An 18,829-nucleotide genomic window follows, 5' to 3' on the forward strand; every position below is an offset into this window, starting at 1 on the left:
TTTTCCTACGACACGCCGGCCGTCGAAGCCGCCTAGATCCGCACCCATTCGTTTGTCTTGGCCGATTGATAGGTCGCCGAAAGCACCTTCTGCACCTCGTAGCCTTCGCGGAAATCGGTCGAGGGAGACTTGCCGCCGGCGATGGCGTCGAGGAACTCCTTCACCTCGATGGCCTTCAGGTCGTTGAAGCCGATCTGGTGGCCCGGCGCTACGCAGAACGCGCCATAGGGCGGATGTTCCGGTCCGGCCCAGATGGTGCGGAAGCCGCGGGTGCGGATATCATCGCCCGTCTTGTAGAGGCGGATTTCGTTCAGCCGCTCCTGGGTGAAGACGATGCTGCCCTTCGAACCGTAGATCTCGAAATCGTGCTGCATCTTGCGACCGGTCGCGATCCAGCTTGCCTCGAAGCTGCCGGTGCCGCCGTTTTCGAAGCGCACGAAGGCGCGGGTGATGTCGTCGACCTCGACGGCGCGGGTTTCGCTGGAGCCAGCGGACACCGGGCGTTCCGGGATCTGGATGATGGTTTCGGCAAGCACCTGTTTGATCGGGCCGACGAGGTGGCGCATGGAGGCGATAATGTGGCTGCCGATGTCGGCAAGCGCACCGCCGCCGCTGGCCGGGTTCAGGCGCCAGCCCCACGGAACCTGCGCGTCGGCCATGAAGTCTTCCGCATGGATGCCGCGCATCGAGCGGATCTCGCCGATCTCGCCGCTTTCGATGATGTCCTTGGCAAGGAAGATCAGTGGGTTCTTCAGATAGTTGAAGCCGACCTGGGTCACGACGCCCGCCTTCTCGGCCGCCTCAACCATCTCGCGGCATTCCGCAACGGTCGGCGCCAGCGGCTTTTCGCAATAGACGTGCTTGCCATGGGCGATCGCCGCAAGCGCCATCTCCTTGTGCAAAAGGTTCGGCGTGGTGATGTCGATGATGTCGATATCCGGATCGGTCAAGAGCTCGCGCCAGTCGGCGGTCGCCTTGCGGAAGCCCAGTTGACCGCGGGCGCGTTCGGCACTCTCGACGGTCACGTCGGCGACCGAAACCAGATCGAGCTCGAAGGGCAGGTCGAAGACCCGCGCGGCAATGGTGAAGCCGAGCGCATGGGCCTTGCCCATGAAGCCCGTGCCGATCAGGCCGATGCCGAGTTTGCGCTTGCTGCCCATGCTGAATTCCTCCCTGGCGGCGCTGCCGTGTTGGTCTGAGATGAAATGAATTTTGCAAGTTTTGTCAATATGGAATGTTTGTTCGAAACACGACGGCGATACCGACGTTGTGCCGTTTGAAACAGCCAAAACTGTGCGTTCCGGTTAGCTTCACCTTGACGAAGGGGGAATGTGTTAACGCATTTTTACCATGTTCCGTTGGAACATGGCGTTTCGTCATGGTTAACGAATCGCTCCGCAGTGAACGGAGCGGAGCTGGAGTGAAATCAGCATGTGCCGCTGGGCAGCCTATCGCGGGGAGCCGCTGTATCTCGAGGAACTGGTGACCTCTCCGGCGCACTCGCTGATCGAACAGTCCCATTGCGCGACACGGGCCAAGACCGCCACCAACGGCGACGGCTTCGGCATCGCCTGGTACGGCGACCATCCCGAGCCGGGGCGCTACCGCGATATCCTGCCGGCCTGGTCCGACTGCAACTTGAAGAGCATCGCACGGCAAATCCGCTCGCCGCTCTTCCTCGCCCATGTGCGCGCCGCGACCGGCGGCGGAACCAGGCGCGACAACTGTCATCCCTTCGTCTTCGGCCGCTGGTCCTTCATGCACAACGGCCAGATCGGCGACTTCGAGCATCTGCGCCGTCCGATGGAGAGCATGCTCGACAATGACCTCTATTCGGCGCGCACCGGCACGACGGATTCGGAGCTCCTGTTTCTTCTCGCCATGCAGTTCGGGCTCGACCGCGATCCGCTTGGCGCCATCGCCGAGGCGCTCGCCTTTATCGAACAGCTTGCCGAGCATCTGGAGCGGCAGGTGCTGGTGCGCTTCACCGCAGCTTTCTCCGACGGCCAGGATCTCTACGCCGTGCGCTACGCCTCCGACTGGAAGGCGCCGACGCTCTATGCCGCACCGATGGGCCCGAGCGGTGGCTATTGCCTCGTCTCCGAGCCGCTCAACGACGACGACAGTGCCTGGGTCGAAATCCCCGACGGCACCGCGGTCATCGTCGGCGAAAACGGAGTCGATGTTCGGCTGTTTTCGACCAAGGGCACGCCGGTCAGATCTCGCCAGATGGCCTGAGCCGGCGGCGCTTTCGGCTTCGACGAGGACGACGCGCCCCTCATCCGGCTGCCGCCACCTCCTCCCCGCAGGTGGGGAGGAGGGACGCGTGGCGCTCGCTCGTCCACGACTGGCTCTTCGAGAAAGCGACCGATTATCATCGTTCTCGAGGTTAGACGGGAGAAGCTAAGCCCGCAGCCAACGGGACGCGATATCGCGTGTGCCGCGTCCCCTCGCCCCGCTTGCGGGGAGAGGGTTCGGGTGAGGGGCATTTGCCATGAGATCGATTGTTTAGCGCGCCAGCTGCTCGGCAATCATCGCCGCCAGCTTCTCCGCCACCGCGTCCTTGTCCATCTCTGGCCAGTCGTCATTGCCGGCATGTGAGATCAGCTTCACCTTATTGCGGTCGCCGCCCATGATGCCGGTTGCCGGCGAGACGTCGTTGGCGAGGATGAAGTCGGCGCCCTTTCGCTCGAGCTTGGCGCGGCCGTTGTCGGCGACGTTTTCGGTCTCGGCGGCAAAGCCGATGACGAGCTTTGGCCGCTTCGCATGGTGGCCGACCGTCTTCAGGATATCGGGGTTTTCAGCAAGCTGCAGCGGCGGCGGCGCCTCGCCCGGCTTCTTCTTGATCTTGTTGCCGGCGGCCGTCGCCACCCGCCAGTCGGCAACGGCGGCGACCATGACGGCGACATCGGCGGGAAGGGCGGCAAGCACCGCATCGCGCATCTCTTCGGCCCGCTCCACATGCACGACTTTCACACCAACCGGATCCGGGATCGTCACCGGGCCGGAGACCAGCGTGACGTCGGCGCCGAGCTTTGCTAGCGCCGCGGCGATCGCATGGCCCTGCTTGCCGGAGGAGCGATTGGCAATGTAGCGCACCGGGTCGATCGGCTCATGCGTCGGCCCTGAGGTGACGACGACGCTGCGCCCGGCAAGCGGTTTTGGCGCGCCTAAGAGCAGGTCTTCAACGGCCGCGACGATCGCCAGCGGCTCACTCATGCGGCCTTCGCCGGCCTCGCCGCTTTCGGCCATTTCGCCCGCTTCCGGGCCGATGAAGCGGAGGCCGTCCCTCGCAAGCGTCGCCCGGTTGCGGCGCGTCGCCGGATGCGCCCACATTTTCGGGTTCATCGCCGGCGCAACCAGGACAGGGCGGTCCGTTGCCAACAGAATGGTCGAGGCGAGATCGTCCGCATGGCCGTTCGCCATCTTCGCCATCAGGTCGGCGGTCGCGGGTGCCACGACGATCAGATCGCATTCGCGCGCCAGCCGAATATGGCCGACGTCCTGCTCGTCCTCGCGCGAAAACAGGTCGAGATAGACATGCGAGGCCGAAAGCGCGCCGACGGCAAGCGGCGTCACGAACTCCTGTGCGCCCGCCGTCATGACCGGCCGCACGCTTGCACCGCGCTCCCTGAGCCGTCGGATGAGATCGAGGCTCTTATAGGCCGCGATGCCGCCGGAGATGATGAGGAGAATACGCTTGCCCGACAGTGTCATTTGCACCCGGCCCTTCGGCCGTCCTCTCGCCCGGCATGGGCTGCCGAGCCTACGCGATACCAGAATAGTCCAGGCGATCGGCCTCACCGACGCCTTTGATGTCGAACCTACTTGAGCGATCTGCCGGGCGCAACGTGTCCGGAGGGGCCGGAACAAAAGCCGCGCCGCTTGCGTCAACCGGGGCAGGGGCTGTTGCCGAAGCCTGATAATGCGGTTAATCCGCTCTCAATCCGCGGGGGCTAAGCTTCTTCCATGCGAATAAATGCGATCACAAACTGGGCCTATGGCGTGACCGTCCTTCTGACGGGGCTTTCCGGTGCCGCTTTCATCCTGTCGACCGACAGCGCGATCAAGGAACGCCAGGCGGTTGAGCAACATCTGGTGCTTGACACGCTCGGCGAAGAGCTTGCGCTCGGGGCTGAAACGCGAAGTGACGAGGCACGTCTTTATGTGATGCGCGGCGACGAGCGCCATCTCGAAGCCTTCCACCGCGCCGAGGAAGAAGAACGCCGGCGCGAGGAGGCCACCAAGACCGCGACCAATCTTGGCGCAACGCCGGCGGAGATCGCCGCCTTGCAGGATATCGTTCGCGAGGCGGAAGCGCTCGACAAGGTCGAGGTTACCGCCATCGAGGCCTATCAGAAGGGTGACCGCGCCGGCGCGCAGGAAAAGCTCTTTGGGCCCGAGCACGAGCGTCTGCAGACCGCCCTTCTTGAGACGGTGGCGCGGTTCAGGGACCTGACCAACGTCCGCACCGGCGCGGCCCTCAACGAGGCGCAGGAGCGCAGCGATTGGTATGCGGCCGCCGCCAAGACGATGCTCGGCATCACCGCCGCCCTGTTCCTGAGCGTGCTCTATTTCATCCTCAAGCGTCGCGTCGCCATGCCGCTCACCCGCATGAGCGGCATCGTCACAAGACTTGCCGAGCAGGATTACGCCGTGGAAGTCCCGCTCGATCGCCGCAGCGACGAGATCGGCGAGATGAACAAGGCGATCCATATCTTCCGCGAAAACGGCCTGGAGCGGGACCGTCTGGACGCGGAGCGGCGGCTGGACCAGCAGACCAAGGATCTCATCCTGCAGATGATGCACCGGCTGCAGGCCTGCCAGAGCCAGGACGAACTGGCCGAGGTCGTCGCCCGTTTCGCGCCGCAGGTCTTTCCCAACCTCGCCGGCCATCTCTATGTGCTGAACGACAGCCGGACGCTCCTGTCGCGCGTCGGTACCTGGCTCGATCCGCAGCATTCGGCGCCGACGTTTCCGTCCAGCGCCTGCTGGGGGCTCCGCCGCGGCCGGCCGCATGTGAGCAACCGTGGCCACAGCGACATCGCCTGCCAGCACCTCGACGATGAAGGCGTGATCGGCCTCTGCGTGCCGCTGACGGCCCAGGGCGACACGATCGGGCTCCTCTACTTCGAGGAACGGTCTGAGGAGGAGTTCGCGGTCGAGGCGTCGCGCCTCTATCTCGAACTGATCGCCGAAAATATCGGGCTCGCCGTCGCCAATCTTCAGCTGCGCGAGAAGCTTACCAATCTCGCCGTCCGCGATGCGTTGACGGGCCTGCTCAACCGGCGCTGCCTCGATGAGGCGCTGAACCGGCAGCCGCGCGGGCAGGCCGGCAAGCCGCTCAGCTGCCTCATGATCGACATCGACCACTTCAAGCGCTTCAACGATGAGTTCGGCCACGATGCCGGCGACGTCGTCATGCAGTATGTCGCGCAGATCATCGTCGACACGGTCGGCGATGCCGGCAGTGCCTACCGTTTCGGCGGCGAGGAGTTCACCGTGCTCATGCCCGACGCCGGCGAAGCCGCGGGCTTCGAGCTTGCCGAGCGGCTGCGGACGCGGATCGGCACGACGCCGCTGTCGCATCGCGGCCGGATTCTGGGCACGGTTTCGGTCTCGGTCGGCGTTGCCTCGGCGCCGGACGATGGGCCTGTAGCCACGCTCCTGACCCGGGCCGATGCCGCTCTTCTCGACTCCAAGAACCACGGCCGAAACCGGAGCGTGCGGGCCTCCGGGCTCGTCTTCGGCGACGACGAGGTGCAGCGCAGCCTCGCCTGATCCCCTGGCCCCCGCAGGTCTGTATCGAAGGGCCTGCCTTGAAACGGGCGCATTCGATGCTATCTATGACCGCGATAGAAATTTGAACAGGATACACGCATCGATGGATTTCACCCTGACCGCCAAGCCGAACCGTCTTGCCATCAGGGAAAACCGTATCCATGCCTGCTTCGATTTCACTCTCCCGTATTTCGTGGTCCACGCCTGAGGGCCGAAGCCTCCTTTCCGATCTCGACCTGAGCTTTGGTCCCGTTCGCACCGGCCTTGTCGGTCGCAACGGCGTGGGAAAATCCACCCTGCTGCGACTGGTCGAGGGAACGCTGACGCCGCAGGCCGGCAAGGTCAGTGTCATCGGCAGCCTCGGTATGCTCAGCCAGACCGTTCAGGTCGCGGCCGACGAGACCGTCGCCAGTCTCTTCGGCGTCACCGACGCGCTTGCGGTTCTGCAGAAAGCAGAAGAGGGGCGCGCCACCCTTGACGAACTGGCTTCCGCCGACTGGACGCTGGAGGCCCGTATGGAGGAAGCGCTGGCGCGCGTCGGTCTGGACGCTTCGGCGGAAACACGCCTTTCCGCCTTGTCCGGCGGGCAGATGACCCGCGTGAAGCTTGCCGCGCTCGTCTTCAAGGAGCCGGACTTCATCCTGCTCGACGAACCCACCAACAATCTCGACCGCGAGGGGCGGGCGGCCGTCGCTGCGCTGATGGCGGGCTGGCGCGGCGGCGCCATCGTCGTCAGCCATGATCGCGAACTCCTGGAAGAGATGGACGCAATCGTCGAACTGACAACGCTCGGCGCCACCACCTACGGCGGCAATTGGAGCCACTATCGTGAACGCAAGGCGATCGAGCTGGCGTCTGCTCGCCACGATCTCGCCGATGCCGAGCGGCGTCTGGCCGAGGTCGAGCGCAAGACCCAGGAGACGGCCGAACGCAAGGCGCGCAAGGATGCCGCCGGCCGCCGCAAGCGCGCCAAGGGCGACGAACCCCTGCTCTTGCTCGACGCCAGGAAGGAGCGGAGCGAAAAGACCGGCGGCGACAATGCCCGCCTTGCGGACCGGCGACGGGACCAGGCGGTCGGCGATCTCGTCGAAGCGCGCGAGCGCATCGAAATCCTGCAGCCGCTGACTGTTCGCCTGCCGCCGACCGGACTGCCTGCCGGTCGCAGCGTCCTGCAGGTCGATAACGTCGGCGTTGGCTATGAGCGGAGGAAGCCGGTCGTCGACCGGCTGTCGCTCTCGATCGTCGGGCCGGAGCGCGTTGCGCTTACCGGCCGCAACGGTTCGGGCAAGACGACCCTGCTGTCGCTGCTGACGGGTGATCTGCAGCCATGGTCCGGCAGCGTGCGCCTGCTCGTCGATCACGCCATGCTCGACCAAAAGGTAAGCCTGCTCGATCCCGCGCTCTCTATCCGCGACAATTTTCGGGCCCTCAACGCTGATGCCAGCGAGAACGATTGCCGGGCAGCGCTCGCGCGTTTCATGTTCCGGGCCGACGCTGCGCTTCAGATGGTCTCGAGCCTCAGCGGGGGACAGATACTGCGCGCCGGTCTGGCCTGCGTGCTCGGTGGTCGCAATCCGCCGCAGCTCCTGATCCTCGACGAGCCGACCAACCATCTGGATATCGATTCCATCGAGGCGGTCGAGGCGGGGCTCAGGGCTTATGACGGCGCGCTGCTCGTCGTCAGCCACGACCGGGCCTTCCTGGAGGCGATCGGCATCACCAGGCGGATCGAACTTTCCTGACGGGACTATTCCGCCCAGCGCGCGTCGCCGGTAAAGGCGATCGTCAGCCAACGGTCATGGCCGGGATCACCGATCTCCTCGCCGATCTCGGCGCGGATCCGGTCGAGTTCGGCGAGCGTGCCGACCTTGGTTTCGGGCGTTCCGATCATATAGACCTCGATTGTCTTGGAGCGCCCGACCTTGGCGACATAGGTGCGGTAATCGGCAAAGCCGTGGCGTGTGACGGCGTTCGCCGCTGCCTGCCGCACGCGCTCGTCAAGCTCGGCGGGTGCGACGAGGAAGATCTCCTTAAGCGCCTGGAAGACCGTGCGGATCGGCAGCGGGATCAGGCAGAGCGTCAGCACGATCAGGATCGCCGGGTCGACATAGGGCGTGACGTACTCGTAGGCCGTTCCCTTCAAGGCGGCGGCGATCGCAAAGGCGACGAGCAGGGCGGAGGTAATCGCGCCGGACATCGCCCAGGCGCGCACGTCGAGCGCCAGGAACTCCGAGCCGATCGGCCGGTTCGCCCGGCGTACATAGAAGAACATGAAGGCGCAGATCACCACGACGACGGCGGCATAGGCGATCGCCCAATCGAAGGCGAGGTGATTGCCGCCCGACAGAATGGAGCCGACGGCGTTCACCATCGCGTAGAAGGAAAGCAGGGTCAGAAGGCCGGCATTGAAGAGCAGCACCATCGGTTCGATGTGCCAGAAGCCCATCTGGAAGCGCTTGCTCGGTTTCGGGATAAGCTGCGTCACGCCAAGCGCAAGCAAGGTCATGGAGGCGTCGACGGCCGAGAAGACGCCGTCGAACACGATGGAAACCGAGCCCGATAGCAGACCGAAGATAACGCCCGTCACCCCGACGACCACGGTGGCCGCGATCGATTGTTTGAGGACTGTCTGTTCGCTTGGCGCACTCATGATCTTGTTATTACTCCGGTTTTGGTGGGGTGCGTAGGCGTTGGCAGTGTCGAAATGGTGGCAAGACGGGCGGATGGCGCTGCAAGCATAGCGTTTCGGCCAGCCGCAAGACAGCCGCCCAGGGCCTGGTCCGGGGCGTGCAGTTGTCTTTCGCCGGTCGTGGGCTCAGAATTGACGAAGGCCCGCGGCAGGAGAATGGGCTGTGGAGGGGACATGATCGTCGAGATGCTGCTCGGTGCACTCTTCGTGTGTGGCACGGTCGCACTGACGCTTGCTGCGTACTTCCTGATGCGGCTGATCATGGGCGGCGAGGCCGAGGGCCATGAAAAGGAGCTGGCCAGTTCGGTCATCTTCCGGATCTCGGCACTGCATGGCCTGATCCTTGCGCTCGTGTTCGCGCAGGAGATGGTCGAGTACCAGCAGCTCAAATACGAAATGGCGACCGAAGCCGGCGCTATCGCCGACATCTACTATGATGCCGCGCGCTACGGCGAAGGCTTCAAGGCACCGATCCAGCAGGCGATCTCCGCCTACGTGTCCCAGGTGATCGACGGCGAGTGGCAGTCATTGGCCGACAAGGGCCGTCTTTCAAATGAGGCCTGGGCGTTCTGGGACAAGGCCTACCAGCATGTGCTGAACCTCGTGCCGGCCGACAAGCGTCAGGAGAGCCTGCGCAGCCAGATGCTGGAGCGGCTGCACGACGTTTCGCAGAGCCGAACCAAGCGGGAAAGCAACGTCGCGGACTCGATCGACAGCATCTTCTGGTTCGCGGCACTCTCCGGCGTGATCTTCATCGCGCTCGCCTACTATGCCTATCCGCCGAGGAGGCGGAACCTGCTGCTGCTCTGCCTCTTCGGCGCCTATACCGGCATCATCCTGTTCCTGATCTACGCCTTCTCCAATCCGTATCAGCCGCCGGCAGCACTGGCGCCGGGGCCACTCGAACGGGTACAGGAGCAGATCAACGCGTCGCCCGCGACCGGCGGATAACCGGTCTCAAGCGAACTGCCCCAGCCGCAGCAGGTCTCCCGTGGCGGCGCCATCGTCGAGCGCTGTGGTGCGCGCAGCCTCAGGACGCGGCGGCGGCATGGAATGGCCGATCGCAAACAGAAGCGCACCTGCCGCCGCAAATGCCCCGAACAGCAGGAACATGCCGGCGCCGCCGACGGCGCCAAGCGCAAGGCCGCCGGTGAGCGGCCCGAGGAAGTTTCCAAACGTCGAGAGCGAATGGGCACCGAAATAGGTGCCGCGGTTGCCGGCGTTGGAAATTCCATCGACCAGCACATATTCCGACGGCACGACCAGCACCTCGCCTATGGTGAAAAGGATCATCGAGGCGACGAGCATTTCCATTCCGGACGAGGCGGCAAAGCCGATTTCGCCGATCAGGAACAGCAGGCTGCCAAGCGACAGCGCATGCAGGGCGCCGATCCGTTCGATGACGAAGCGGGCCGGCGTGCTGGCGACCAGCACCGTTACCGCGTTGGTCGAAACCAGCAGCGCAAAAAGCGTGACGCCGTCCTCAAAGCCGGTATTGAGATACTGCGACAGGGTCACGGACCACTGACCGTGAACGGCGAGAAGCAGCGTGCCGCCGACGACGAAGAAGACCAGGCGTCGGTCACGCAAGGCGGCGACAAGTCCGCGCCAGCCACCGGCACTCCCTGACGTTCGTTCGGTTTCGATAGCCTGCCTGCTGCTCGCCTCCGGTACCGTGAGCAAGAGTACGAGACCGAAGGCTGCGTGGATGACGCCCGCGATGACGAAAAGCGTCACATAGGCAGCGCCGACCCATACGCCGATCAATGGCCCGATCGCCCAGCCGGCATTGATGGCGAGATAACGCCAGGAGAAAACCTTGAGGCGCAGATGTTCAGGCGCCGCATCGCTCATCAAGGCGCGCGCGACCGGTTCAAAAACGGCGGCGGCAACGGCGGAAACGATGTGGGCCAGCGCGAAGGCGGCGATCGATTGTGCCAGTCCGAGCCCGGCCAGCGCCAGTCCGGCCATGAAGAGTGCGACGGTCAACACGCCTTTTCGGCCAATCCGATCGGAGAGCGTGCCGGCGAAGGGGCTGACGATCGCGCCGAGCAGCGGACCCACGCCGATCAACGCGCCGATGCTGGCAGGGTTGAGGCCGAAGTCACGCTGGAGGCGGATTGCAAGGAAGGTCAGGCTCATGCCCTTGGCGATCGTCACCACACCGGAGCCCGCGATGAGAAGCAGCGCGACGAAGCGGCCGGCTTTTTCGGAATAGGCAGTCATCACGGGCACCTGCTGGCTGGAAACCGCCCGGTCTCCTTAAGGGATGGGGCGGCGCAAAAGGAAGAAACGCCTATGCGATTACAGCCGGCACGTGTGTTCGGCAAGGGGGCGTCGATTCCCCAATGGGGCCCGGCATGAACAGAAAAGCCCGAGGCGGCCGTCGGCCGCCTCGGGGCTATTCGCAACGTGATGGCCGGGCGTTGGCCCGACGGCTCAAGTCTTGGCCAGGCGCTCTTGCCAGGCGGCGTAAAGCGGTGTCGTTTCGGCATCGTCGACCGGCACATGGCGGAAGCGCATGGCCTGCTCGGCGAGCGGTTTTGCCAGTTCCGCATAGATCGCTGCGGTCGAGAGGCCAAAGGGTTCGGCGTCGGCATTCGAGTTCGCATAGGCGATCTCGCTGATCCCGGCCATGCGCATGGCCGCCAGGCACATCGGGCAGGGCTGGCCGCTGGCATAGACGGCGGCGCCTTCGAGCCGCGGGGAACGAAGGTTTTGGGCGGCGGAACGCAACGCGTTCAGTTCCGCATGCGAGGTAGGGTCGCCGGATGACAGCATCTCGTTGACGCCGCGACCGACGATCTCGCCATCCTTGACGACGACGGCGCCGAAGGGGCGTCCGCCTTTCTCGATGTTGCGGCGGGCAAGCGTTACTGCCTCGGCCAGATAGGTCTGTTCCTGGGTCATGAGAGTTCTTTCTAGCGTGCGCCGGCGTCGGCCAGCAGCCTCTCGATCTTGCCATAGCCGCGCTGGCGGGCATGGGTCAGCGGGCTGACACCCTCGCCATCGGCAAGGTTCACGTCGGCGCCGGCCTTGATCAGCAGGCGTACGATCTCGATGTGCTTTTCACCGCCACTGCCGAGGATGATGGCTTCGAGCAGCGCGGTCCAGCCGAGGCGGTTGACGTGATCGACGTCGATGCCGGCTTCGATCAAGGTCTTGACGGTCTCGACATGGCCGCGCTCTGCGGCCGGGATCAGCGCCGTTCCGCCATAGCGGTTGGTGCTCTTGAGGTCGGCGCCATTGGCAAGCGTCAACTTCAGGATGTCGAGATGCCCACGCGCGCCGGCATAAAGATAGGGGCTGTCCTGGATCTTGTCCTTGGCGTTGACGTCGGCGCCGGCCTCGATCAGGGCACGCGCCGCATCGACGCGATTTTCATGGGTGGCGGCGAGCAGCGCCGTCGCACCGCTGGCGTCGCGCGCTTCGATGCTCGCGCCTTCCTTGAGCAGCGCCTTGACCTTGTCTGGATCGCCGGTCTCGGCGGCGGAGATCAGCTGGTTTTCAAGCATCGAGGCCCCCACGGTTTGAGGTGCAAGGCTGAAGGCGGCAAGGGATGCGCCGATCAGCGAGCCGAAAAGTCTTGGTCGCATTTGTTCTTTCCGATCATGCGGGCCGGCCGAATGGGCCGGTCGACGCAATGGTTCCGGTTAAGGGCGGACGAGGAAACCTTGAAAGGGCTCCATCCGTGCCGCTCTTGCTCATCGCAATCTCGTGCTTACTTGAGCCGATCCGTGACCTTTTCAAGGGCGCAAGACACGCGTCGCCGCCGAACCTCTCCCGCGCCCGGCGTGGCCCTCCCGTGTGCGACCATAGGCAGTGCCGCATTCATTTGGAAATTAAATGTATGAATGCTATCAAGTGGAAATATGAATGCTCAACCTTTCGATCTGGATCTGCTGAAAGCCTTCGCGGCGGTGGCCGATTGCGGCGGTTTCACCGCTGCGGCCGGCCGGCTCAATTCCACCCAGTCGACCGTCAGCCAGAAAGTCCTGCGGCTGGAAGAGCAGGCCGGCCATCGGCTGCTCGAACGCAGCCATCGCCAGGTCCGCCTGACGGAAGCGGGCGAGCAGTTGATCGGCTATGCGCGGCGCATGCTGGCGCTGGACGCGGAAGTGCGGCAGCTTCTCTCGGGCGCATCGGTTGCCGCGACGCTGCGCCTCGGCCTGCCCGAGGACTTTGCCGCCGGCCGCACGACCAGCACACTCGCGGCCTTTGCCCGCCGCCACGAGAATGTCAGGCTCGAAGTGACGAGCGGGCTCAGCCGCGAGCTGCGGTCGCTCTATGATCGCGGCGAGCTCGATATCGTCGTCGTCAAGCAGCGCCGCGGCACGGGCGATGCGGTGAAACGGTGGCAGGAAAGCCTGTGCTGGATCGACAGCGCCGCCCATCCTGTTCTGGCGCTCGATCCTCTGCCGCTCGTCGTCTTTCCGCCGCGCGGCCTCTATCGCGACGACATGGTGGCGGCACTGGATGCCTCAGGGCGACGCTGGCGCGTGAGTTATACCAGTTCCAGCCTCGCCAGCATTCAGTCGGCGGTCGCCGATGGGCTGGGCATCAGCCTGCTCCCGGCCCGCGTCGTCCACGACCGGCACCGGACGGTGGGGCCGCAGCAAGGACTGCCGATGATCGAGACGATGGAGATCGCCCTCTATTACCGGCCCGAGGCCGGCGCGCTGGTCACGCGGTTGGCCGAAGACCTCTCGGCGCTCATCGGCGATGACAGTCGGGACGAGGTATGACCTCGCCTTCGTAGCTCACCCCAAGCCGTCGGCGGAAATGTCCAGAACGGTATCAGAGCATCGAGCGGCTGAGACCGCCATCGATGGGCAGCGCCACGCCGGTGATGTAGCTTGCCTGACGGCCCGCGAGGAAGGCTGCGGCCGCCCCGAATTCCGCCGGCGTGCCGTAGCGGCCGATCGGGATGTCGCGTTGGCTGCGGGCTGCGACCGTCTCGATATCGAGCCCTTCGCTTTCGGCGTCCATCCGGTCGAAGCTGAGCGTGCGGTCTGTGGCAAGCCTTCCGGGCAGAAGCAGGTTCACGGTCACGCCGTCGGCAGCGACCTCGCCGGCGAGCGTCTTCAGCCAGCCGGCAACCGCACTTCTGAGCGCATTCGACGCGGTGAGCCCGACGATCGGTTCGCGGATACTGGTGGAGGCGACGGCGATGATGCGCCCGAACTGGCGTTCCCGCATGCCGGGCAGCAGCCGGCCGGCGATGCGCATGCCGGCCAGCACCATGGTCTCGAATTGCGCCCGCCAGAAGTCCGGTTCGATGACCGAGGCAGGTGAGGGCGGCGGCCCGCCGCCATTCAGCACCAGAATGTCGATCGCGCCGAAATCGGCTTCGAGCTGGTCCAGCAGGCCATCGAGGCTTTCGGGCTTCGAGAGGTCGAGGGCGTAGCCGCGCGCCGAAGGGCTGATGTCGCCTGCCACCTTGGCCGCCGATGTCGCGTCGCGGCCGGTCAGCGCCACGATGACGCCTTCGCCGGCGAGAGCCTCGGCAATGCCACGCCCCAGCCCCTTGCTGCCGCCGAGCACCAGCGCGCGTTTTCCAGCGATACCAAGATCCATGACCGACCCTCCTCGATTGCGGAATTCAGAATGGCTTGGCATCCGAGCTACACCAGATTTTCTCGCAGCGGAATCGTTTTGACGTCAGTGGATGTCGGAATGCAAAAGCCCGGCCGCACCGCGGCCGGGCTCTCAAGCGCCCTCCCTCATTCTGTCGCTTAGCGGCAGATGCGGATTTTCTTGTAGTAGCGGTTGCCGTAGCTGTCGTAGCGCTTCACCGTCTTCAGGAAACAATAGGGTTCGTCCTCGTAGTAGTAGGGTCCGCCATAATAGCTGCCGACGTAGCCGACACGGCCGCTCCAGCCATGACCGTAGTAGCCGTTGCCGAAGCCGATCGAAATACCACCGGCCTGCGACGGTGCTGCAAAGGAGATGGCAGCGGTAATGGCGACAGCGGCTGCGACGATGAACTTGCGCATGATGATCTCTCCTCCGGATGGGTTGGGATGAGCCTTCGTCATCCATGAGACGAAAGTCGCATGAAGCCGAGATATTCGCAGTTCCGGATGGAACAGGATGCTGCCGGCGGTTGCGCTGAACCGCGATCGGCCGGCCACAGTCCGTGCCGGTTGCCGGCCGTTGCGGCCTTCAAGCGGCCTTCGGCGCCGCAGGTTCACGAATGCGGGCCATCGCGAACACGTCGGCCAGCACACCGTTCCTCAGCGCATAGGCCCGGTGCGTACCCTCCATCTCGAAGCCGGCCTTGCGGTAGAGTGCGATCGCGGGCTCGTTGTCGATAAAGACCGTAAGCTCGATGCGGCTGATGCCGAGCCAGTTATCGGCGGCGTCGATCAGAGCGGTCAGCAGCGCCTTACCGATGCCCTCGCCGCGATGGTCGTCGTCGACGCTGATCCCAAGGGCCGCGGAATGATGCCGGCGCCCCTTGCTGCGATGCAGTCCGGCCATGCCGAGGATCCGGTCGGCGCGCTCGGCGACGATGACGACGCTGTCGTCCGAGAGGCTCTCCAACCACTTGCGTGTCTGTTCCGGGGTGGCGAACGGCTGGCGCAGCGTGCCCGAGCGGATGCCCGGCTGGCTCATCAGCGCCGCGATCGCTTCGAAATCGACGACGCGGGCCGCGCGGATGTTGATATCTGAAGGGTCGGTTGCGTCAGTCATTGTTTCCTCTCTTTGGTTCCGAGGAAACAGGTCCCAACCCTGCTCGCCTCGGCAGGGTTGGTGGGGGACATTTCGCTTAAGTCAGCGCAACAGGTCTCCCGCACACCCCTGGGGTATGCGTGCAAAGCACCATGGTGAGAATAGAGCGATTGTCCATTCGGGAAGGATAGCAAGCGTGGGTAGAAAGACAAGTCCGCCGCGCCGGTTCGGGCGCGGGCGGGATCAGGTCACCTGCCAGGCGATATAGACAAGCGTGGCGGCGATGAGCCACAGCGCGATGCGGCCGGAGCGCGTGTGTTTCGCTTCCGCCTTGCCGATCGCATGCGCGGTCTCGGCGTCGAAGCGCAGACCGTTTTCGCTCATCGCCATGATCTCGCTCGAAAACTTCTCCGTGCGGGCGGCGATCTCAGGCGCGGCTTCAGCCAGCCTGAGTGCGGCATGCAGGCCGTCGCGCAAATCGGTGACGATGCGCTTTGGTCCGAGATTGTCGCGGATCCACTTGCCGACGACCGGCTCGGAGGCCTTCCACATGTTGAAGCGCGGATTGAGCGTGCGTGCGACCCCTTCGACGACCACCATTGTCTTCTGCAGCATGACAAGCTCGGGGCGCGTCTGCATGTCGAAGAGCTCAGTGACCTCGAAGAGCAGCGTCAGCAGCTTCGCCATCGAAATGGTTTCGGCCGGCTGGCCGTGGATCGGCTCACCGATCGCGCGGATCGCCTGGGCGAAACTCGCAGCATCGTGGTGCGAAGGGACATAGCCCGCCTCGAAATGCACGTCGGCCACGCGCTGGTAGTCGCGGGTGATGAAGCCGAAGAGGATCTCGGCCAGGAACCGGCGTTCCTTCTTGCCGAGGCGGCCGACGATGCCCATGTCGACGGCGACGATATGGCCGGCATCGTCGACGAAGAGATTGCCCTGATGCATGTCGGCATGAAAGAAGCCGTCGCGCAGCGTGTGGCGCAGGAAGGACTGGATCAGCACTTCGGCTAGAAGGTTGAGGTCGTGGCCTGCGGCCTTCAAGCCCTCGATGTCCGACATCTTGACGCCGTCGATCCACTCCATGGTGACGACGTCGCGTCCGGTCCGCTCCCAGTCGACCTTCGGCACGCGGAAGCCGGAATCGTCCTTGGTGTTCTCGCCAAGCTCGGAAAGGGCGGCCGCCTCCAGACGAAGATCCATCTCGATCTTCGTCGTCTGTTCCAGCGTCTTGGTCACCTCGACCGGCTTCAGCCGGCGGGTGTAGGGCAGGAAACGCTCCTGCATATGGCTGACGAGATACATCGCCTCGATGTCGGAGGCGAAGCGCTGCCGCACGCCGGGACGGATGACCTTGACCGCGACCTTCTCAGGGCCGCTGTCGCGCATCACGATCGCCGGGTGCACCTGAGCGATCGAGGCCGCGGCCATCGGCTCGGAAAACTCGGCATAGAGATCGTCGACCGTCCGGCCGAGTGATCCCTCGATCGCGGCCTTCGCCTCGTTCTGCGGGAAGGTCGCCATGCGGTCCTGCAACAGCGACAGGTCTGCGGCAAACTCCGCGCCAACGACGTCGGGGCGGGTTGCGAGGAACTGGCCGATCTTCACATAGGAGGGGCCGAGCCGGGCGACGGCGCGCGACAGCCGGTCGCTACGCTCCTCTCCCGGCACTCTGCGCCGCGCCAAAAGTCCGGCCGCCTTCTGGGCGAAACGGGCAAAGGGTGGCAGGTGCTCCGTCGGGACGGCCGAGACGACGCCTTCGCGCACGAGAACCCAGCCGATCCGCGCGAGGCGGATATATGCTCCAGGCGTGCTCATCGGGATCAGATTTTCCAGCCGGAATGCAGCGCTGCGATGCCGCCGGTGTAATTGGTGAAGGAGACGCGCGAGAAGCCCGCTTCCTTGATCATCGTCGCGAAGTCCTTCTGGTTCGGAAACTTGCGGATCGATTCCACCAGATACTGGTAGGGCGCTTCATCGCCGGTGATCAGCTTGCCGAACTTCGGGATCGCGTTGAACGACCAAGCATCATAGAAGCGGTCGAGCAGCGGCATCTCCACTTCGGAGAACTCCAGCACCAGCAACCGGCCGCCGCGCTTCAGCACCCGGTATGCCTCCTTCAGCGCCACGTCGATGCGCGGCACGTTGCGGATGCCGAAGGCAATCGTATAGGCGTCGAAGGTATTGGCCTCGAAAGGCAGGTCCTCGGCATTGGCCTCGACGAAATCGAGATTGGCGGAGAGCTTCTTCTTCTCGGCCCGCTCGGCGCCGACGGCCAGCATCGAGCCGTTGATGTCGAGCACCGTCGAATGCGCCTTGCGGTCGGAGGCTTCGATGATGCGGAAGGCGATATCGCCGGTGCCGCCGGCAACGTCGAGCGTCCTGTAGCCCTCGCGGCGTGGCGGGTTGAGGGCCGCAATCATCGCATCCTTCCAGGCGCGGTGCAGGCCGGCCGACATCACGTCGTTCATGATGTCGTAACGCTTGGCCACCTTGTGGAAGACGTCGTTGACGAGCGGCTGCTTCTCGCCCGTGCCGACGTTGCGGAAACCGAAAGATGTTTCCATGCCGCCATCGGCCGATACGCGCTGATCCGTCATACGAAGAACTCCACCTGAACCATTTTTTCCGGCACCATAGCGAAAAGGCCCGTCACACGCTATCTCGTGGGCGGGACTGCGGCTGCGGCATAGCGCACCCCTATAGGATAAGAAGGCCGCCAAGGAAATGCCAACCACCGCATCCGGTGGCTGAGATCGAAGGAGTGCATTCATGCCGGAGTTGCCCGAGGTCGAAACCGTCAAGCGCGGCCTGGCGCCGACCATGGAAGGGGCGCTGCTCGTGAATGCGGAATTGCGCCGGCCGGATCTGAGGTTTCCCTTCCCGGAGAATTTCTCCTCGACCGTTGCCGGCCAGCGCATCGTCTCGCTGTCGCGCCGCGCCAAGTATCTGATGATCGATCTGGAAGCCGGTGACGTGATCATCGCCCATCTGGGCATGTCCGGTTCCTTCCGCATCGAGGTGGGGCCGGCGGCAACAACGCCCGGCGAATTCCACCATCCGCGCGGCAAGGATGAAAAGCACGATCACGTCATCTTCCATCTCGACGGTGCGCAAGGCCCGGTGCGGGTGATCTACAACGACCCGCGCCGCTTCGGCTTCATGGACCTTGCTCGCCGCGACACGGTGGCGAGCCACGCCTATTTCCGCGCGCTCGGCGAGGAGCCGACCGGAAACGTGCTCGATGCCGCCTATCTCGCCGCACGCTTTTCCGGCAAGGCGCAACCGCTGAAGGCGGCGTTGCTTGACCAGAAGAACATCGCCGGTCTCGGCAATATCTATGTCTGCGAGGCGCTCTGGCGCTCGCACCTGTCGCCGCTGAAACCGGCAGGCGCGCTCGTCGACAAGCGCGGCAAGCCGAAGGAGGGGCTCGTGCGCCTGACGGATGCGATCCGCGAGGTCATCGCCGAAGCCATAGCCGCCGGAGGATCGTCGCTGAAGGACCATATCCAGGCCGACGGCTCGCTCGGCTACTTCCAGCACTCCTTCTCCGTCTATGACCGCGAAGGACAGGCTTGCCGCACGCCCGGCTGCGACGGTACGGTCGCCCGCATCGTGCAGGCGGGACGCTCAACCTTCTATTGCCCGCACTGCCAGAAATGAACGCCAGTCCGTGAGCGGTCT

17 protein-coding genes are annotated in these 18,829 nt (G+C 64.5%); 6 read left to right on the forward strand and 11 right to left on the reverse strand.

Annotated elements, in window-relative coordinates; all coding sequences use genetic code 11:
* Nucleotides 1-32 precede the first annotated feature (32 nt).
* The gene (locus IB263_RS01480; protein ID WP_060608349.1) at nt 33-1,160 is read right to left on the reverse strand and encodes a Gfo/Idh/MocA family protein; all 1,128 of its coding nucleotides are present in this window, start codon (nt 1,158-1,160) and stop codon (nt 33-35) included.
* 271 nt (nt 1,161-1,431) lie between these two features.
* Between IB263_RS01480 and IB263_RS01485 the strand changes: the two genes are divergently transcribed.
* On the forward strand, nt 1,432-2,238 hold the full coding sequence (locus tag IB263_RS01485; protein ID WP_034797533.1) for a class II glutamine amidotransferase: 807 nt from the start codon (nt 1,432-1,434) through the stop codon (nt 2,236-2,238).
* A gap of 270 nt (nt 2,239-2,508) precedes the next feature.
* Here IB263_RS01485 and coaBC read toward each other — a convergent pair whose 3' ends face one another.
* A complete protein-coding gene (gene coaBC, locus IB263_RS01490) occupies nt 2,509-3,717 on the reverse strand; it encodes a bifunctional phosphopantothenoylcysteine decarboxylase/phosphopantothenate--cysteine ligase CoaBC (protein WP_112770636.1) in 1,209 nt (402 codons plus the stop codon).
* A gap of 252 nt (nt 3,718-3,969) precedes the next feature.
* Here coaBC and IB263_RS01495 point away from each other — a divergent pair, with 252 nt between their 5' ends.
* Together IB263_RS01495 and IB263_RS01500 are read left to right on the forward strand one after the other, a co-directional pair.
* Entirely contained in the window at nt 3,970-5,781 is a 1,812-nt protein-coding gene (locus tag IB263_RS01495) for a diguanylate cyclase (protein WP_060519714.1), read from the forward strand.
* Between the two features lie 161 nt (nt 5,782-5,942).
* On the forward strand, nt 5,943-7,523 hold the full coding sequence (locus IB263_RS01500) for an ABC-F family ATP-binding cassette domain-containing protein (RefSeq protein WP_192437421.1): 1,581 nt from the start codon (nt 5,943-5,945) through the stop codon (nt 7,521-7,523).
* Between the two features lie 5 nt (nt 7,524-7,528).
* On the opposite strand, the gene IB263_RS01505 is transcribed toward IB263_RS01500, so the two are convergent.
* The gene (locus IB263_RS01505) at nt 7,529-8,431 is read right to left on the reverse strand and encodes a cation diffusion facilitator family transporter (protein WP_192437423.1); all 903 of its coding nucleotides are present in this window, start codon (nt 8,429-8,431) and stop codon (nt 7,529-7,531) included.
* A gap of 213 nt (nt 8,432-8,644) precedes the next feature.
* On the opposite strand from IB263_RS01505, the gene IB263_RS01510 reads away from it, so the two are divergent.
* Nucleotides 8,645-9,421 (forward strand): DUF4239 domain-containing protein, encoded by a 777-nt coding sequence (locus IB263_RS01510; RefSeq protein ID WP_060519720.1) that lies wholly within the window; start codon nt 8,645-8,647, stop codon nt 9,419-9,421.
* A 6-nt stretch (nt 9,422-9,427) separates the two neighbouring features.
* On the opposite strand, the gene IB263_RS01515 is transcribed toward IB263_RS01510, so the two are convergent.
* The 3 genes from IB263_RS01515 to IB263_RS01525 all read right to left on the reverse strand — a co-directional run bounded on the left by IB263_RS01515 (nt 9,428) and on the right by IB263_RS01525 (nt 11,985).
* Nucleotides 9,428-10,696, reverse strand: coding sequence for an MFS transporter (locus tag IB263_RS01515; protein WP_060608338.1), 1,269 nt, complete (start codon nt 10,694-10,696; stop codon nt 9,428-9,430).
* A 213-nt stretch (nt 10,697-10,909) separates the two neighbouring features.
* Nucleotides 10,910-11,380 carry a nucleoside deaminase gene (locus IB263_RS01520; protein WP_112770632.1) on the reverse strand — a complete coding sequence of 157 codons (471 nt, stop codon included), beginning with the start codon at nt 11,378-11,380 and terminating at the stop codon, nt 10,910-10,912.
* 11 nt (nt 11,381-11,391) lie between these two features.
* Nucleotides 11,392-11,985, reverse strand: coding sequence for an ankyrin repeat domain-containing protein (locus IB263_RS01525; protein ID WP_034797632.1), 594 nt, complete (start codon nt 11,983-11,985; stop codon nt 11,392-11,394).
* A gap of 357 nt (nt 11,986-12,342) precedes the next feature.
* On the opposite strand from IB263_RS01525, the gene IB263_RS01530 reads away from it, so the two are divergent.
* Entirely contained in the window at nt 12,343-13,215 is an 873-nt protein-coding gene (locus IB263_RS01530) for a LysR family transcriptional regulator (RefSeq protein WP_192437425.1), read from the forward strand.
* A gap of 52 nt (nt 13,216-13,267) precedes the next feature.
* Here IB263_RS01530 and IB263_RS01535 read toward each other — a convergent pair whose 3' ends face one another.
* The 5 genes from IB263_RS01535 to ubiE form a co-directional block, all read right to left on the reverse strand.
* Nucleotides 13,268-14,047, reverse strand: coding sequence for an SDR family oxidoreductase (locus tag IB263_RS01535; protein ID WP_060580647.1), 780 nt, complete (start codon nt 14,045-14,047; stop codon nt 13,268-13,270).
* A 158-nt stretch (nt 14,048-14,205) separates the two neighbouring features.
* Nucleotides 14,206-14,466 carry a hypothetical protein gene (locus IB263_RS01540; RefSeq protein ID WP_034797516.1) on the reverse strand — a complete coding sequence of 87 codons (261 nt, stop codon included), beginning with the start codon at nt 14,464-14,466 and terminating at the stop codon, nt 14,206-14,208.
* A gap of 169 nt (nt 14,467-14,635) precedes the next feature.
* Nucleotides 14,636-15,166 (reverse strand): GNAT family N-acetyltransferase, encoded by a 531-nt coding sequence (locus IB263_RS01545; RefSeq protein ID WP_060580648.1) that lies wholly within the window; start codon nt 15,164-15,166, stop codon nt 14,636-14,638.
* Between the two features lie 222 nt (nt 15,167-15,388).
* On the reverse strand, nt 15,389-16,963 hold the full coding sequence (ubiB, locus tag IB263_RS01550) for a 2-polyprenylphenol 6-hydroxylase (protein WP_060608328.1): 1,575 nt from the start codon (nt 16,961-16,963) through the stop codon (nt 15,389-15,391).
* Between the two features lie 5 nt (nt 16,964-16,968).
* On the reverse strand, nt 16,969-17,745 hold the full coding sequence (ubiE, locus tag IB263_RS01555; RefSeq protein WP_034797505.1) for a bifunctional demethylmenaquinone methyltransferase/2-methoxy-6-polyprenyl-1,4-benzoquinol methylase UbiE: 777 nt from the start codon (nt 17,743-17,745) through the stop codon (nt 16,969-16,971).
* Between the two features lie 172 nt (nt 17,746-17,917).
* Here ubiE and mutM point away from each other — a divergent pair, with 172 nt between their 5' ends.
* On the forward strand, nt 17,918-18,808 hold the full coding sequence (gene mutM / locus IB263_RS01560; RefSeq protein WP_192437427.1) for a bifunctional DNA-formamidopyrimidine glycosylase/DNA-(apurinic or apyrimidinic site) lyase: 891 nt from the start codon (nt 17,918-17,920) through the stop codon (nt 18,806-18,808).
* Nucleotides 18,809-18,829: the final 21 nt, after the last annotated feature.

The sequence above is a fragment of the Ensifer sp. ENS03 genome (assembly GCF_014852035.1).
GTDB lineage: Bacteria > Pseudomonadota > Alphaproteobacteria > Rhizobiales > Rhizobiaceae > Ensifer > Ensifer adhaerens.

What these genes read in the sequence shown, in the direction of transcription:
- IB263_RS01510 (WP_060519720.1), top strand. Translation starts at nt 8,645, where the DNA reads ATGATCGTCGAGATGCTGCTCGGTGCACTCTTCGTGTGTGGCACGGTC.
- ubiB (WP_060608328.1), bottom strand. Translation starts at nt 16,963, where the DNA reads ATGAGCACGCCTGGAGCATATATCCGCCTCGCGCGGATCGGCTGGGTT.
- IB263_RS01515 (WP_060608338.1), bottom strand. Translation starts at nt 10,696, where the DNA reads ATGACTGCCTATTCCGAAAAAGCCGGCCGCTTCGTCGCGCTGCTTCTC.
- IB263_RS01505 (WP_192437423.1), bottom strand. Translation starts at nt 8,431, where the DNA reads ATGAGTGCGCCAAGCGAACAGACAGTCCTCAAACAATCGATCGCGGCC.
- IB263_RS01520 (WP_112770632.1), bottom strand. Translation starts at nt 11,380, where the DNA reads ATGACCCAGGAACAGACCTATCTGGCCGAGGCAGTAACGCTTGCCCGC.
- IB263_RS01495 (WP_060519714.1), top strand. Translation starts at nt 3,970, where the DNA reads ATGCGAATAAATGCGATCACAAACTGGGCCTATGGCGTGACCGTCCTT.
- IB263_RS01480 (WP_060608349.1), bottom strand. Translation starts at nt 1,160, where the DNA reads ATGGGCAGCAAGCGCAAACTCGGCATCGGCCTGATCGGCACGGGCTTC.
- mutM (WP_192437427.1), top strand. Translation starts at nt 17,918, where the DNA reads ATGCCGGAGTTGCCCGAGGTCGAAACCGTCAAGCGCGGCCTGGCGCCG.
- IB263_RS01530 (WP_192437425.1), top strand. Translation starts at nt 12,343, where the DNA reads ATGAATGCTCAACCTTTCGATCTGGATCTGCTGAAAGCCTTCGCGGCG.
- IB263_RS01525 (WP_034797632.1), bottom strand. Translation starts at nt 11,985, where the DNA reads ATGCTTGAAAACCAGCTGATCTCCGCCGCCGAGACCGGCGATCCAGAC.
- coaBC (WP_112770636.1), bottom strand. Translation starts at nt 3,717, where the DNA reads ATGACACTGTCGGGCAAGCGTATTCTCCTCATCATCTCCGGCGGCATC.
- ubiE (WP_034797505.1), bottom strand. Translation starts at nt 17,745, where the DNA reads ATGACGGATCAGCGCGTATCGGCCGATGGCGGCATGGAAACATCTTTC.
- IB263_RS01500 (WP_192437421.1), top strand. Translation starts at nt 5,943, where the DNA reads ATGCCTGCTTCGATTTCACTCTCCCGTATTTCGTGGTCCACGCCTGAG.
- IB263_RS01540 (WP_034797516.1), bottom strand. Translation starts at nt 14,466, where the DNA reads ATGCGCAAGTTCATCGTCGCAGCCGCTGTCGCCATTACCGCTGCCATC.
- IB263_RS01545 (WP_060580648.1), bottom strand. Translation starts at nt 15,166, where the DNA reads ATGACTGACGCAACCGACCCTTCAGATATCAACATCCGCGCGGCCCGC.
- IB263_RS01485 (WP_034797533.1), top strand. Translation starts at nt 1,432, where the DNA reads ATGTGCCGCTGGGCAGCCTATCGCGGGGAGCCGCTGTATCTCGAGGAA.
- IB263_RS01535 (WP_060580647.1), bottom strand. Translation starts at nt 14,047, where the DNA reads ATGGATCTTGGTATCGCTGGAAAACGCGCGCTGGTGCTCGGCGGCAGC.